At 68.8% G+C, this 14,436-nt stretch carries 16 protein-coding genes; 10 read left to right on the plus strand and 6 right to left on the minus strand.

Annotated features, from left to right (window positions below; genetic code table 11):
* Nucleotides 1–2 precede the first annotated feature (2 nt).
* Both GPZ80_RS16080 and GPZ80_RS16085 read right to left on the minus strand, forming a co-directional pair.
* A complete protein-coding gene (locus GPZ80_RS16080; RefSeq protein WP_187221170.1) occupies nt 3–1,652 on the minus strand; it encodes an AMP-dependent synthetase/ligase in 1,650 nt (549 codons plus the stop codon).
* Nucleotides 1,653–1,741: 89 nt separating this feature from the next.
* Complete coding sequence (locus GPZ80_RS16085; protein ID WP_187221171.1) at nt 1,742–2,959, minus strand: lipase family protein; 1,218 nt, start codon at nt 2,957–2,959, stop codon at nt 1,742–1,744.
* Between the two features lie 106 nt (nt 2,960–3,065).
* Here GPZ80_RS16085 and GPZ80_RS16090 point away from each other — a divergent pair, with 106 nt between their 5' ends.
* Together GPZ80_RS16090 and GPZ80_RS16095 are read left to right on the plus strand one after the other, a co-directional pair.
* Nucleotides 3,066–3,695, plus strand: coding sequence for a TetR/AcrR family transcriptional regulator (locus GPZ80_RS16090; protein ID WP_187221172.1), 630 nt, complete (start codon nt 3,066–3,068; stop codon nt 3,693–3,695).
* Nucleotides 3,696–3,733: 38 nt separating this feature from the next.
* Nucleotides 3,734–4,444, plus strand: a complete 711-nt coding sequence (locus GPZ80_RS16095) for a spermidine synthase family protein (RefSeq protein WP_187221173.1) — start codon at nt 3,734–3,736, stop codon at nt 4,442–4,444.
* A 183-nt stretch (nt 4,445–4,627) separates the two neighbouring features.
* On the opposite strand, the gene GPZ80_RS16100 is transcribed toward GPZ80_RS16095, so the two are convergent.
* Genes GPZ80_RS16100 through GPZ80_RS16110 form a run of 3 tightly spaced genes read right to left on the minus strand, consistent with a single transcriptional unit; the run spans nt 4,628 to nt 5,922 of the window.
* On the minus strand, nt 4,628–5,287 hold the full coding sequence (locus GPZ80_RS16100; RefSeq protein WP_187221174.1) for a hypothetical protein: 660 nt from the start codon (nt 5,285–5,287) through the stop codon (nt 4,628–4,630).
* Nucleotides 5,284–5,607 (minus strand): hypothetical protein, encoded by a 324-nt coding sequence (locus tag GPZ80_RS16105; RefSeq protein WP_187221175.1) that lies wholly within the window; start codon nt 5,605–5,607, stop codon nt 5,284–5,286. The genes GPZ80_RS16100 and GPZ80_RS16105 overlap by 4 nt, the downstream gene beginning before the upstream one ends.
* Before the next feature lie 12 nt (nt 5,608–5,619).
* On the minus strand, nt 5,620–5,922 hold the full coding sequence (locus GPZ80_RS16110; RefSeq protein WP_187221176.1) for a YbaB/EbfC family nucleoid-associated protein: 303 nt from the start codon (nt 5,920–5,922) through the stop codon (nt 5,620–5,622).
* Nucleotides 5,923–6,011: 89 nt separating this feature from the next.
* Between GPZ80_RS16110 and GPZ80_RS16115 the strand changes: the two genes are divergently transcribed.
* From GPZ80_RS16115 to GPZ80_RS16125, 3 genes are all read left to right on the plus strand, one after another.
* Complete coding sequence (locus tag GPZ80_RS16115; RefSeq protein ID WP_187221177.1) at nt 6,012–6,224, plus strand: hypothetical protein; 213 nt, start codon at nt 6,012–6,014, stop codon at nt 6,222–6,224.
* 105 nt (nt 6,225–6,329) lie between these two features.
* Entirely contained in the window at nt 6,330–8,636 is a 2,307-nt protein-coding gene (locus tag GPZ80_RS16120) for an ATP-binding protein (RefSeq protein WP_187221178.1), read from the plus strand.
* A gap of 154 nt (nt 8,637–8,790) precedes the next feature.
* Nucleotides 8,791–10,017: a cation:proton antiporter gene (locus GPZ80_RS16125; protein WP_187221179.1), complete on the plus strand. Its 1,227-nt coding sequence runs from the start codon at nt 8,791–8,793 to the stop codon at nt 10,015–10,017.
* Between the two features lie 6 nt (nt 10,018–10,023).
* On the opposite strand, the gene GPZ80_RS33385 is transcribed toward GPZ80_RS16125, so the two are convergent.
* A complete protein-coding gene (locus GPZ80_RS33385; RefSeq protein ID WP_281401266.1) occupies nt 10,024–10,146 on the minus strand; it encodes a hypothetical protein in 123 nt (40 codons plus the stop codon).
* Nucleotides 10,147–10,198: 52 nt separating this feature from the next.
* Between GPZ80_RS33385 and GPZ80_RS16130 the strand changes: the two genes are divergently transcribed.
* The 5 genes from GPZ80_RS16130 to GPZ80_RS16150 all read left to right on the plus strand — a co-directional run bounded on the left by GPZ80_RS16130 (nt 10,199) and on the right by GPZ80_RS16150 (nt 14,401).
* On the plus strand, nt 10,199–10,669 hold the full coding sequence (locus GPZ80_RS16130; RefSeq protein ID WP_187221180.1) for a CBS domain-containing protein: 471 nt from the start codon (nt 10,199–10,201) through the stop codon (nt 10,667–10,669).
* A 2-nt stretch (nt 10,670–10,671) separates the two neighbouring features.
* A complete protein-coding gene (locus GPZ80_RS16135) occupies nt 10,672–11,964 on the plus strand; it encodes an ArsB/NhaD family transporter (protein WP_312880376.1) in 1,293 nt (430 codons plus the stop codon).
* Nucleotides 11,965–11,990: 26 nt separating this feature from the next.
* A complete protein-coding gene (locus GPZ80_RS16140; protein ID WP_312880360.1) occupies nt 11,991–13,361 on the plus strand; it encodes a TrkH family potassium uptake protein in 1,371 nt (456 codons plus the stop codon).
* Nucleotides 13,351–14,013, plus strand: coding sequence for a potassium channel family protein (locus GPZ80_RS16145; protein ID WP_187221182.1), 663 nt, complete (start codon nt 13,351–13,353; stop codon nt 14,011–14,013). Before GPZ80_RS16140 ends, GPZ80_RS16145 begins: the two co-directional genes overlap by 11 nt.
* A 118-nt stretch (nt 14,014–14,131) precedes the next feature.
* Complete coding sequence (locus GPZ80_RS16150; protein WP_187221183.1) at nt 14,132–14,401, plus strand: hypothetical protein; 270 nt, start codon at nt 14,132–14,134, stop codon at nt 14,399–14,401.
* Nucleotides 14,402–14,436 lie beyond the last annotated feature (35 nt).

Below are 14,436 nucleotides of genomic sequence, written 5' to 3' on the forward strand. Positions count from 1 at the left end.
TGCTACTTCCGGTAAAGCTGGTCGATCACGTCCTTGTGGCGTTCCTGGATCACCGTCCGGCGGATCTTCAGGGTGGGGGTGAGTTCGCCCGCGACGACGGAGAAGTCGGTTGGGAGGATGGCGAAGTCGCGGATGCGCTCGGGTGGCGCGTAGTTCTCGTTGGCCGCGGCCAGCAGGTCCCCGATGACCCGGCGGAGTTCCGGGTGGGTCGTGGGGTCGCCGTCGACGGCGTTCTCGGTTGCCCAGCGGGTGGTTTCGTCCGGGTCGAGGGTGATCAGGGCGACCGGGTAGGGCCTGCGGTCGCCGATCATGACCGCGTTGGCGACCCAGCGGGACTGGCGCAGGTCGTTCTCCAGGTTGGCCGGGGTCAGGTTCTTCCCTCCCGCGGTGATGATGATGTCCTTCTTGCGGCCGGTGATGAACAGGTAGCCGTCGTCGTCGACGCGGCCGAGGTCGCCGGTGTGCAGCCAGCCGTCGATGAGGGTTTGGGCGGTGGCCTCGGGGTCGTGGTGGTAGCCGGGGAAGACGTTGACGCCCGCGACCAGGATCTCGCCGTCGTCGGCTATGCGGACGGTGACGCCGGGCAGGGGCTTGCCGACGCTGCCGTAGCGGACCTCGCCTGGGGAGTTGGCCGATACCAGGGCGGTGGACTCGGTCATGCCGTAGGCCTCGTAGATCGGGATTCCGCTGCCCGCGAAGAACTCCAGGATCTCCGGGGCGATCGGCGCCGCGCCGGTGAGGGCCTCGCGGACGCGACCCCCCAGTGCGGCGCGCACCAGCTGTTGGGCCTGTTCGGTGGTGGTGCCCGCACGCTCGATCTCCGCGCGCACCATGCCGTAGGCCTTCTCGAACAGGCGCGGCACCGACGGCAGGTGCGTGGGCTGGACTTCCATCAACTCGGCGACGACCGCGCTGATGTCGCCGCCGAAGTACACCAGGGTGGCGCCGCATTCGAAGGTGGTGAGCTGCACCATCCGGGCGAACAGGTGCGCCAGCGGCAGGTACAGGTAGATCGTGTCGCCTTCGGTGAGGGTGGTCCGCTGCTCGATCGCGTCGAGTGCGGCGCGCCAGTTGCGGTGGGTGAGCACGCAGCCCTTCGGGGGACCGGTGGTGCCGGAGGTGTAGACGATGGTGTTGGCCGTATCCGGGTCCACCTCCACCTGGCCGGCAGTGCCGCCGCTGGTGATCACCTCGTCCAAAGTAGACACACCAGGCCGCTCGACTACGTCGATCACGATGACCGTGCGCAGCAGCGGCAGCCGCGCGCGCACGGCGTCGATCCGGTCGAGGTGCTCGGCCTGCTCGCAGATCACCGTCGTGGCGCCGGAGTCGCCGATGACCCAGGCGCACTCCTCGGCGGAGTTGGTGGGATAAACCGGGACCGACACCGCGCCGAGTGACGCGATCGCCAGGTCGCAGACCGTCCACTCGGGACGGGTCTCGGCAAGGAGCGCGACCCGGTCCCCCTTGACCACTCCTTGAGCGGCGAGCCCGGCGGCGACCGCGTGGACTTCCGCGGCCAGTTCGGCGTAGGTCCGCTCGACCCACTGGCCTGCCGCCCGGTATCGCAGCGCGGGCAGCGGGCCGTAGGTGGCCCCAGCCCACTCGGCGAGACCCGCGAGGCTGGCGGGACGGGTGTCGGTGTCCGGCATGTGCGCACTCCTTGAGTCTGATGTAAACGAGGGCGCCGCGGTGGTGGACGCCCAGCACACCCACCACCGCGGCCACCGCCCCCCGGGAACTAGCAGGACGACGTGGTTGCCTTGCCACCGAAACGGTCGCCGAGCCAGTTGAGGGCGTTGGTTCCCCACGCCGAGATCGCGACGATGTGGCCCGCCAGCGGCAGTGGCGTCCACTGCAGGTCCGCGCCCAGCGCGCAGTAGCGGTCACGGAGCTTCTTGGCGCCCGCGTAGGGAATGAGCTCGTCGACGGTGCCGTGGTAGAGGTAGACCGGCGCGGTGGGCTTCACCGTGCCGAGCTTGTTCTCCACCAGCCGCGCCTGCCAAGCCGGGTTGCTGATCAGGTCAGGTGTCGTGGTGAGGTCGTTGAGCCGGGTGAACGGCGCGGCGAGCGCCAACTGCGCGACACACGAGTCGCGCACCTTCTCCGTGACGTCCTTGCCACGTTGGTTCAGGTGCTCGGCGAAGGGCAGTTCGGGGTAGGCGGTGGAGTACCCGATGGCCGCGGCGACGACCAGACCGGATCCCGGCCCACCGTTGTTGAACGCGGCGACCTCGTTGAGGTCCGACGGCACGCCGCCCTCCGCGATCCCGACCAGGTTCAACTCAGGCGCGTAGGTGGCCTGCAACTCTCCGGCCCACGCCGCCGCCTGGCCGCCCTGCGAGTAGCCGAAGGCTCCGATCGGGGCGCTCGGCGACAGCCGCGCCTCCGGCAGCCGGGTCGCGGCCCGGGCGGTGTCGAGCAGTGCGCGCCCTTCGGACTGACCCACCGCGTAGGTGTGGGTGCCCGGCGTGCCAAGGCCTTCGTAGTCGGTGACCGCGACCGCCCAGCCCTTGAACAGCGCTTGGGCCAGGAACGCGATCTCGACCTCGGTGCCCTTACGCAGGTGGTACGACGGCGCACATTCGTCGGCCATGCCCTGGGTGCCCATGGCGTAGGCGATCAGCGGACGCGGCCCGGCGCCGGTCCAGGCCGTCGGCGGCACCAGCACGGTGGCCGAGACCGCGTTGGGCGTGCCGGTGGCCGACGTCGAACGGTGCAGCACCTGGTACGCCTTCACCGGCGCCGGGAGGATGCGGAACGGCTCGGGGTGCCAGTCCACCTTCCGGCTGCGGATCACATCGCCCGGCGCACCCGCCGGGAGCGGCTTGGGGGCGGTGTAGAAGGGGTCCTGCGACGGGACGGGCAGCTCTTCGGCGGCGTGCACGACGGGGGCGAGACCGCCTGCCAACAACGTGAGCGAGGCGAGGGCGGAGAGCAGAACTGTTCGGCGGGCCATGGTGCCTCCGGAAAGTGGAAAGCTTGATTTCCGGAATGTAGAACCGGCCGAGTACAGTGACAACCCCGATTACCACTTTGTGTCGTCTGAATGAACGGAAGCCCGCATGACCCGGACCAAACGCGCCTACGCGGGCATCGAGGGCGGGCAGCGCCGGGCCGAGCGCCGCGAGCGGCTGTTGCTGGCCGCACTGGAGCTGTTCACCTCCCGCGGCTACCAGCAGACCAAGATCGTCGACCTGTGCACCATGGCCGGGGTGTCCACCCGCAACTTTTACGAGGAGTTCCAGGCCAAGGAGCAGCTACTGCTGGCGTTGCACCGCCGAATCAACGCCGAAGCCCTCCGCCGGGTCACCGCCGTCCTCGACACCATCACCGACGCCGACGTGGTCACCCGTGTCCGCACCCTCCTCGACACCTTCGTCGCCAGCGTCACGGCCGACCCCAGGCTGCCCAAGCTCGCCTACGTCGAGGCCGTCGGTGTGAGCGTGGACATGGAGCGCCAACACCGCGAGTGGCTGACCCACTGGGCGAAGTTCATCGAAGCCGAGGCCCGACACGCGGCCGACCAGGGCGTCGCCCCCGCCCGCGACTACCGCCTCACCGCCATCGCCCTGGTCGGCGCCATCACCGGCCTGCTCCGCGAATGGCAGGCCCACACCCCACCACTGGCGGCGGACGAGATCGCCACCGAGATCAGGGGCCTGATGCTCGCAGCCATCACCCGACCGGCGTGAGCAGCGGGGGCCGTACTCTGCCCGGATGAGGTCATCCCGTGGGTAAGAGCTTCCAGGAACTGGACTGGCGCCAGACGCCGCTCGGCGAGCTGATGCTGCGCAGGCGGTGGGACCGCACGTTCGAGAAGGACGTCTTCGAGATCAAACTCAATGACGAGTTCCTGATGTCGAGCCTATTCACCGTCGCCGAGGAGGAAGTCGCCCGACACGCGCTCGCGGAGCTCAGCGGCACAGACTTCGACGTGGCCGTCGGCGGTCTCGGGCTCGGCTACACGGCACTGACGGTGTTGGAAGACCCACGGGTGCGATCGCTGGCGGTGATCGACGCACTCGGCGAGGTGATCGAGTGGCATGAGCGAGGACTGATCCCGGCAGGCACCACCCTGACCGCCGACTCACGGTGCACGTTGATACACGGCGACTTCTTCGCGATGGCGCGAGCCCCGGAAGGGTCCGCTTTGGACGGAAGGTTTGACGCGATCATCGTGGACATCGATCACTCGCCCCGGCACCTCCTGCACCCTGGCAACGCGGATTTCTATGAGCCGGAGGGAATCCGAAGGCTGGCAGGGCACCTACGACCGGGAGGAGTCTTCAGCCTGTGGTCGAACGACCCACCGGACACCGAATACACCACAGCACTGGAACTGAGCTTCGCCAACGTCAAAGCGGAGATCATAAGTTTCGCGAACCCGTTGCAGGAACGGGAAGCCACCGCCACTGTCTACGTGGCGACGACCGCCGAATAGGCCCGAACCCACCCGAACGCAACGGGCCAGCACCAACTGCCTGTTTGGGTGGTTCGCCTTGATTTGGGCTGAAATGGGCCTAGACTTTCACGGCGCGGGGCAGTTTCCCTATCCTGCCCGCTTTATCCGCGCAGGCCCATTTCCGGGTCCCCCAAATCAAAGCGAACAAACAGACACCCGCGATCAGCCGCCCGGCCGACCCGCAGGCCCACTGCCGGCCGCACCACCGGCGGCACCCGAGCCGGCAGCACCGCCACCGGAAGCACCCTCAGAAGCCGCCATCGTGGAATTCAAATCAGCCCGCATCGACTCGAGCGCCGTCTGAAACGCCTTGCAGATAGCGATGATCGCGCTCACCGCCTGATGAACGGCTTCCTCCGCCGCGGCGCTCTCCCCGCTCACGTCATCCCAGAACCCGCCGTCCAGCACCACCGAGACAGCCGGGTCGTTGCTCTGCGCGATCTCAAGAATCTGCCCGCCCGACTCGTGGGCCAGCTTGTCCATCGACTCGCCGATTTCCCGCACCTTGTCGGACAAGAGGAGCAGCCGCTGCCTTTCCGCCTGCAGCTCCGCGAGTTCCTTGTCCGCCTGCTGCTGCGCCGCGTCCGACGACTCGCCCGACGAACTCTCGGCGTGCTGCGACTGGGCCGCCGAGTGTTCCTCGATCGCCTTGTCGAGCGCCTTCACCGCCTTGTCGATCTGCTCGACATAGGCGTAGATCGCCTCGGGCTGGTAATCGATCTGGCGGATCGCGTCGACCGGGTCCGGTGCGCCGATCTTGGCGGCCGCCGAGGCGAGCCGGGTGCAGCCCTGCATCGCCTGCTGAATAGCCGGGTGGCTCACAGACCCTCTCCTGACCGTTCGACGTCCTGCGTGTTGTCCGACTCGGCGCGGTCGAACGCGTCGGCGTTGGCCTCGATGCCGCCCGCGAGTTCGCCCAGACCGGTCTGGCGCCTGCTGACGCTTTCGCGGCGGCGGCCCATGATGTTGTCCAGGTCGGCCGCGAGCATCGGTCCCGGCCCCGAGATGCCGAAGGTGCCCTCAGGCACCGTGGCCGAGTCCAACTCGCCCCGCGCGGTGCCGACGCGCTCGCCCGCGCTCCGAAACCCCTTGGCGGACCCGCGCATTCCGGTCGTATCGGCCCGGAATCCCGTTCCAGTCATCACTTCCCCCTTCTACTTCGTTCCCAGGTAGTACGAACGCCGTTCGGCCACCAGCGCGCGGGCGTTGCGCTGCGCGGCCGCGGCGGCCTGCAACACCGCGTTGGCCAGCACAGCCGGGTCGACCCGACTCACCAGCGAGGCGTTCACCGCGACCTCGACCACATTCGCCGAGGTGTCCACGCCGACCTCGACCAAATCGCCCGCGTCCCGGCCGTGGACGATCCGCTCGGCCAGATCCCGTTTGAGCGCCAGCCTGGCCTGGTCGAGCCGTTCGGCCTTCGCGGCCATCTCCTCCAGCGAGGGCAGATCACTCATCAGTCCCCAGATCGGTTTCGCGGTTCTGACACTTTCCGACGGAGATCATCGGCACGGGGTTCCATCTTGCCTAACGTATTCTGTGTTTCGTGAACCCCTCGGCGAACGGCTACTGGGTGCGGGCCCGCGCGGGCGACCAGCCGCCCCGCCTGCCGTCGCCGAGCACGGTCGAGCCGACATGGGTGCGGGCGACCACGAACGCCCCGGCCGTCGCCCGTCCACGCGTGATCCGCGAGGACGAGCCCGAGGTGCCCCGAACCTGGCTGGTCGACTCCTTCGACCTCCCGTCGCCGCGTCGGTGACCGCGTGGCCGAAAGCCGCGACACGCCTCGGCCGGACGCGCTCGGGTTAGCATCAACCGAACGTTGATCGCAGAGTTTTCGCTGGTAGATCATCTGGGAGCACGTATGGCCGCGGTGACCGACGGTACGGGCGCGAGCCGGGTGCCGGTCGAGTTGACCAGCTACGTGGGCAGACTCGAGGAGGCGGCGCGGGCCAAGCGGATGCTTGACTCCGGGCATCTGCTGACCTTGAGCGGCACCGGCGGGGTCGGCAAGACTCGGCTGGCGGGCCGGGTCGCCGCCGACGTCGATCGGCTCTTCCAGGGCGACGTGGTGTTCGTGCGACTGGCCGAGTTGCGCGACGCCGAGTTGCTTCCGGACCTGGTGGCCGACGCGCTGGGCCTGCGCGACCAGTCCGGGCGCTCGTCGACCGCGGTGGTGATCGAGCACCTGCGGGACCGCCGGATGTTGCTGCTGCTGGACAACTGCGAGCACCTCGTCGAGGCGTGCGCGAAGTTCGTCACGGCGGTGCTGCGGGAGTGCCCGCACGTGTCGATCCTGGTCACCAGCAGGCAGTCCATCGGAGTGTCCGGCGAGCAGATCCTGCCCGTGCCACCGCTGGCGACCCCGGTCGCCGACGACGTGCGCTCGCCCGCCGACCTGGAGAAGTTCGACTCCGTGCGGCTCTTCGTCGACCGGGCGCGCTCGGTGGTGCCGACGTTCGAGGTGACCGACGACAACTTCGCCGACGTGGCCCGGCTGTGCCAAGACCTCGAGGGGCTGCCGCTGGCGATCGAACTCGCCGCGGTGCGCGTGCGGTCGCTGTCGGTGCGCCAGTTGACCGAGCGCCTCACCGACCGGCTGGCGCTGCTGACCAAGGGCAGGCGGACGGCTCCGCGCAGGCAGCAGACGCTGCGGGCGACCATCGACTGGAGCCACGGGCTGTGTTCGGCGCCGGAGCGGCTGATGTGGGCCCGGGCCGCGGTGTTCTCCGGCACGTTCGGTCTGGCCGCGGCCGAACATGTCTGCGGCGGAGCGGGCGTGGACCCCGACGACGTGCTGAACCTGGTGGACGGCTTGGTGGACAAGTCGATCCTGGTCCGCGAGGAGGAGGGCGGCGAGGTCCGGTACCGGATGCTGGAGACCCTGCGCGAGTACGGCCTGGACCGCCTGGACGAGGCCGCCGACCGGCAGCGGGTGAGTGAGCGGCACCGCGACTGGTACGCCGGTCTGGCCGGTCGGTTCGAGCGCACGTGGATCGGACCGGACCAGGTGCCGCTGATGGCGGCCCTGCGCCGGGAGTACCCGAATATCCGGGTGGCGCTGGACTTCTGCTTCACCGCGCCCGGCGAGGCGGCGGCCGGCGTGCGGATGATCGCCAAGATCATCGACTTTTGGTCGGTCAGCGGCCTGTTCACCGAGCTTCGGGTGTGGATGGACCGGGCGTTGGCCGCCCTGCCCGAGGACGCGCCGGAGCGGGTGACCGCGTTGCGGATCGACGGCTGGACGGCGCTGTTCCAGGGCGATGGCAAGTCCGTCGCCGAACGGTTCGGCGCGGCGGGCGAACTGCTGAAAGACCGGCCTGACGAGGTCGAGGCCGCCTACGTCGCGGCGGGCTGGGGTGTGACGGCTGTGTTCAGCGGCGATCCCGCCGCCGCGGTCGGGCTGACGAAAACCGCGTGGGACGGCTTCCGCGCACACCGGGTCCGGCGCGGCGAGTCGTTCGTCCCGACGGCCCACGGACTCTCCGTCGGCCTCGCCGAGGACTACCAGCGGGGCCGTGCCGTGCTCCAGGAGATCATCGCCCGGTGCGCCGCCCAGGGCGAGACGCACTGGCGGTCGTGGGCGCTGTGCTGCCTGGGGTTCCTCGACATGAAAGCGGTCCGCGACGCGGAGTTGGCCGACACCATCGGCAGGCAGGCGCTGCGGATGGCGCACGAGGTGGGCACCGTCGAGGTCGAGGCGTTCACCACGGAGACGCTCGCGGCGGTGGCCGCGCACAAGGGCGAACACGTCCGGGCGGCGACCCTGCTGGGCATCGCCGAGACCGGGTGGACGGCGATGGGCACGACGCCCGCGGCGTACGTGCCGCTGTTCGAACTCCGCGAGGAGTACGCCGCCCACACCCGCGAGGCGCTGGGCGACACGGCGTTCGAGCGGGCCGTCGCGCTGGGCCGCGCGCTGCCCCCTGAGGCCGCTCTGCGCTACACGCTGGAGGAGGCCAAGCCGCCCCCGCCTGCTGAGCCCAGCACCGGGCTCACCAAGCGCCAGTCGGAGATCGCGAAGTTGATCGCCGAGGGCCTGACCAGCAAGGAGATCGCCGAGCGCCTGGTGATCTCGCAGCGCACCGTCGAGTCCCATGTGGACGCGATCCGCACGAGACTCGGCTTCCACACCCGCTCCGAAATCGCCGCCTGGGTCACGCGCCGCTGAGCGACACGCCCGCCTGCACAGATGTGTTCAACGCGACTCCCTATTTGCGCCGGAGGTCCGTTTACGGCATCTTGACGCCCGGAGCGCCGGGAAGTCTGGTCGGCACGCCCACCTCACAGGGGGTGGGCTGTTAAGCGTCGATTGGGGGTTCGCGATGGCGCTTGCCTTGGTTTTCGGTGTCATTCTGCTGATCAGCGTGTCCTTGTCCGGTGTCGCGGCCCGGACGATCCTGTCCACCGCACTCATGTTCCTGGTCGCCGGAGCGGTGATCGGACAGGGCGGCCTCGGCTTGGTCGACATCCCGTCCGACGGCCTGTTCGTCACCGCCCTGGCCGATCTCGCGTTGTTCACCGTGCTGTTCGTCGACGGCCAGCGCGCAGGTCTGCCGGACCTCAAAGAGGGCTGGCGGATCACCGGCCGCACGCTCGGCCTGGCCATGCCGCTGACCATGATCGGCATCGCCGTCCCGGCCCACTATCTCGCCGGGCTCGACTGGACCACCGCACTGCTCGTCGGCGCGATCCTCTCCCCCACTGACCCGGTTTTCGCCTCGGCGATCGTGGGCCGCCAGGATGTGCCGATTCGGCTGCGCAGACTGCTCAACGTCGAGTCCGGCCTCAATGACGGCTTGGCTCTCCCGTTCGTGCTGATCTTCCTGGCCACCGCGGCGAACCGCGACGCCCACTTGGGCGAGATCGCGCTCGAACTGGTCGCGGGCCTGGCCCTGGGCATCGTCATCCCCGCTGTGGTCGTCCTGGCCTGGCGGGCGAAGATCCTGACCGCCGAACCGCGTCTGCAGGCCCTGGGACCGCTGGCGATCGCGATCATCCTCTACGCGTCGTGCCACCTGACCCACGCCAACCCGTACCTGGCCGCGTTCGCCGCGGGCTCAACCATCGCCACGCTGGACCGGGTGTCCGCGGAGCACTTCGAGCACTTCGGCGACCTGCTGTCGGAGACGACGAAGTTCGCCGCGCTGCTCGTGTTCGGCGCGTTGATCACCCCCGAGCGGATCTCGCACCTGAGCGTGGGCGACTGGGCCGTGGCGGTCCTGGCGATCCTGCTGGTGCGGCCCGCGTCGATGATGCTGTCTCTGCTGCGCACGCCACTGACCACCCACGAGCGCTCGGCCGCGGCCTGGTTCGGCCCCAAGGGATTCGCGTCGGTGGTCTACGGACTGCTGGCCCTGCAGGCGGGGATACCGCAGGGCGACCACGTCTTCGACCTGGTCGCGATCACCATCGCGCTGTCGATCGTGCTGCACTCCTCGACCGACGTGCCGGTGGCGAAGATGCTGCGGATCGAGCCGCCGGACAACCTGCCGACCGGTCAGCCCGCGTCAGCCGCCCGGGCTGAACCCGACGAACCGATGAAGTCGTGACCAGCGTCAATGCCGACTGGTCAGTCGCACGGCGAGCACACCGACCAGGAACACCGCGATGATGAGGATGGTGCCCGTCAGTCCGGACATGGGCGACGCTCCTGGCTGGTAGGTCCCGAAGAACTTCATGTTAGCCCTGCTGTGACGACGGTTACAGCCGACTACGTCGAAGGTGTCCGAGATGCGCGCACGTGATCTTGCTGAGGAATACCCGCTGGTCCAGCTGACCGACAGCGCCTTGGCCGCCGCGGAGCTGATAGCCCGGCAGCGGCGGCCCGGTGTGGTCGTGGTCGACGCGGACAACCATCCGGTGACCGTGCTGCCCGGTTCGCAGGTGCTGCGGTTCATCGTTCCCGGCTACGTCCAGGAGGACCCGTCGCTGGCCCGGGTGTACGACGAGCGTGGCGGCGCGGAGGCGTGCGTCGGCAAGCTCGCCGGACGCACCGTCAAAGAGGTGCTTCCGCCCAAGGACAAGCGGTACGAGCTGCCGCTGGTGTCCGGCGAGGCAACCGTCATGGAGTGCGCGGCGATGATGGCCCGGCTGCACAGCCCCCTGCTCCTCGTCGCCGACGGCGACACGATCCACGGCGTGGTCACCACGTCACACCTGCTCGACGTCCTGCTCAAAACAAACCCGGGGTCCAGCGAATGAGCATCAGCCAGATCCTCTCCATCGTCGTCTTCGTCGGCGCCTACATCCTGATCGCCACCGAACGCGTGCACCGCGTCGCGGCCGCCCTCGGCGGCGCGGCGCTGATGCTCGCGCTCGGCCTGACCAACGGTGAGACGGCGTTTCACTCCCTCGACGCGGGCGTCGACTGGAACGTGGTGTTCCTGCTGCTCGGCATGATGATCATCGTCGGGGTGATCAAGCAGACCGGGCTGTTCGAGTATCTGGCCATCGCCGCGGCCAAACGCGCCAAGGGCAAGCCCTTCGCCGTGATGGTGCTGTTCGTGATCATCACCGCGGTCGCCTCAGCCGCGCTGGACAACGTGACGACGGTGCTGCTGATCGCGCCGGTCACGTTCCTGGTCTGCGACCGGCTCAACCTCAACCCGATCCCGTTCCTGATCGCCGAGGTCCTCGCGTCCAACATCGGTGGCGCGGCGACGCTGATCGGCGACCCACCCAACATCATCATCGCCAGTCGCGCGGGTCTGTCGTTCAACGACTTCCTCATCCACATGGCGCCGTTCGCGATCTTCATGATGGCGGTCTTCGTCCTCGTGTGCCGCTGGCTGTTCCGCAGCGCGTTCAAGTACGACGAGAAGCGCGTGGCCGAGGTCATGGCGCTCAACGAGCGCGACGCGATCCGCGACAGCAAGCTGCTGTGGCAGAGCATGATCGTGCTGGCCCTGGTGATGGTCGGGTTCGTCCTGCACAGCGCGCTGCATGTCGAGCCGTCCGTGGTGGCCCTGCTGGGCGCCGGGGTGCTCGTCATGATCTCCAAGGTCACCACCGAGGAGGCGATCGCCGACGTCGAGTGGGAGACCCTGGTCTTCTTCATGGGCCTGTTCATCATGGTCGGCGCCCTGGTGAAGACCGGCGTCATCGGCGAGGTCTCCAAAGCACTCGCCGACGCCGTGGGCGGTCAGCCGCTGCTCGCGGTCATGGCGCTGCTCGGCATCTCCGCGGTCCTGTCCGCCATCGTCGACAACATCCCCTACGTGGCCACCATGTCGCCGATCGTCGCCGACCTGGTCGCGGCGCAGGGCGGCGGCCCGCAGGCCGAGTCGCTGTGGTGGTCGCTGGCCCTGGGCGCGGACCTCGGCGGCAACGCGACCGCGGTAGGCGCAAGCGCCAACGTGGTGATGCTCGGGCTGGCGGCCCGCAACGGCACGCCGATCAGTTTCTGGAAGTTCACCCGCTACGGCATCATCGTGGCCGCCCTGTCCATCGCTTTGGCGGCGCCGTATCTCTGGCTGCGCTACTTTGTCCTCGCTTGAGTCCGAACGGTTGACATGAGGCCTGGGTGAGTGCACCACTGATCGCGGCGGCGCGGAATCGCGGAATCGCGCTCCTGCGTCACCCGGCGAGGGCGGTCGCCCTGGCATTCGGCGCCGCCACGCTCCTCGGCACGTTCCTGCTCACCCTGCCCGTCGCCTCGGCGTCCGGCTCGGCGACCGATCCGTTCACCGCCTTGTTCACGGCGGTGTCCGCGGTCTGCGTCACCGGGCTGGTCGTCGTGGACACCGCGGGCCACTGGTCCACGTTCGGCGAGGTCGTCATCCTCGGGCTGATCCAGGTCGGCGGCTTCGGGATCATGACCCTGGCCTCCCTGCTGATCCTGCTGGTCTCGCGGCGGATCGGCCTGCGCCTGCAGATGACCGCGCAGGCCGAGACCAAGTCGCTGGGGCTCGGCGAGGTCCGCAGGGTGCTGCTCGGGGTCATCATCACCAGCCTCGCCGTCGAGGCCGTCATCGCGGCGTTCCTCACGGCAGGCTTCGCCGCCGGACACGACTACTCGTTCGGCCGGGCCGTCTACCACGGGATCTACCACTCGGTGTCGGCGTTCAACAACGCAGGCTTCGCGCTCTACAGCGACAGCATGATCGGTTTCGCGACCGATCCGCTGATCTGCGTGCCGATGATGATCGCCACGATCATCGGCGGCCTGGGCTTCCCGGTGCTGCTCGAACTGGCCCGCAGGCGCAAGCGACGAGGCAAGCGGTGGTCGCTGCACACCAAGATCACCATTCCGGTCTACTTCGGACTGCTGCTCTTCGGGGCGCTCGCGTTCCTGGTCTTCGAGTGGCGCAACCCCACCACGCTGGGCCCGGTCGGGACCCTCGACAAGATCCTGATCGGCTTCTTCCACTCGGTGCAGCCGCGCACCGCGGGCTTCAACAGCATCGACATGGCGCAGGTCCAGCCCTCGACCCTGCTGCTGAACGACGTGCTGATGTTCATCGGCGGCGGCAGCGCGGGCACGGCGGGCGGCATCAAGGTCACCACCTTCGCACTGCTGGGCTGGGTCATGCTGGCCGAGATCCGCGCCGAGCCGACCGTGCACATCATGGGCCGCAAGCTGGCGGGCGAGGTCCAGCGGCAGGCCCTGACCGTCGCGCTGCTCGGCGTCGGCGCGGTCATGGCGGGCACGATCGTGCTGCTGTCGATCTCACCGTTCCGGCTCGACGACGTGCTGTTCGAGGCCACCTCCGCGTTCGCGACAGTCGGCATGTCGACCGGCATCACCGCACAGCTGCCCGTGGCGGGACAGGCGGTACTGGTAGTGCTGATGTTCATGGGCAGGCTGGGGCCGATCACCCTGGCCTCGGCACTCGCGCTGCGCGAACGCGCGCGGCGCTACGAACTCCCCGAGGAGCGTCCGATTGTCGGATAAGAAGGCACAGCGCGTCGTCGTCATCGGCCTGGGCCGCTTCGGCACGTCGCTCGCCATGGAACTGATCAGCCGGGGCACGGAGGTGCTCGGCATCGACTCGGATCCGCGCACGGTCCAGCGGCTCTCCGCGGAGCTGACCCATGCCGTCGTCGCGGACACCACCGACGAGGACGTCCTGCGTCAGCTGGGTGTCGACGAGTTCCGCCGCGCCGTGGTGGCGATCGGCACCGATCTGGAAGCCAGCATCCTGACCACGTCGCTGCTGGTCGAGTTCGACATCCCGAACATCTGGGCCAAGGCGATCAGCCGCCAGCACGGGCAGATCCTGCAGCGCATCGGCGCACACCACGTCGTGCTCCCCGAGCACGAGATGGGCGAGCGGGTAGCCCACCTGGTGACCGGCCGGATGCTGGACTACATCGAGTTCGAGGACGACTACGCGATGGTCAAGACCATCGCCCCAGCCGAGGCGGTCGGCCTGCCGCTCGGCGAGAGCAGGCTGCGGTCGAAATACGACGTCACCGTGGTCGGCGTCAAGCGCCCCGGCGAGGACTTCACCTACGCGACCGCCGAGACCGTCGTGTACGAGGGCGACGTGCTCATCGTCGCCGGCCGCACACCCAACGTGGAGCGGGTCGCCGAACTCACGTGAGTACGGACACCCAAAGCTACGTACCCGGATAGGTAATCCCCCCGACGCCCTTGGTCCTTCGCGCGTTCACGCTGGTCAGGGAGTTCAACCAGCGGATCAAGACGGAAGAGGGCCCGCCATGTCGGAGCCGACGACCGACCTGAGCCACCGCGCGGCGGCCCTGCTGCGGGCCGTGGGCGCAGGCCGGGTCGACATGACCTGCGGGTCCGAGCCGGACATGTTCGTCGACGGGCTCAACTGCTGTGACCAGCCGACCGCGCACGCCCTGTTCCACCTGGGCCTGGTCCAGCACACGCGGCTCGGCGCGATCACCGAGCGGGTGCGCGCCGAACTCACCGACGCGGGCCGCGACGTGCTCGGCGCCGAGCCCAAGGTCACCGCGGCCTAGGTCGATTTCCGCGCCGCCTGCCTTGACAACGTGCT

It is taken from the genome of Actinokineospora xionganensis, from assembly GCF_014323725.1.
GTDB classification, from domain to species: domain Bacteria; phylum Actinomycetota; class Actinomycetes; order Mycobacteriales; family Pseudonocardiaceae; genus Actinokineospora; species Actinokineospora xionganensis.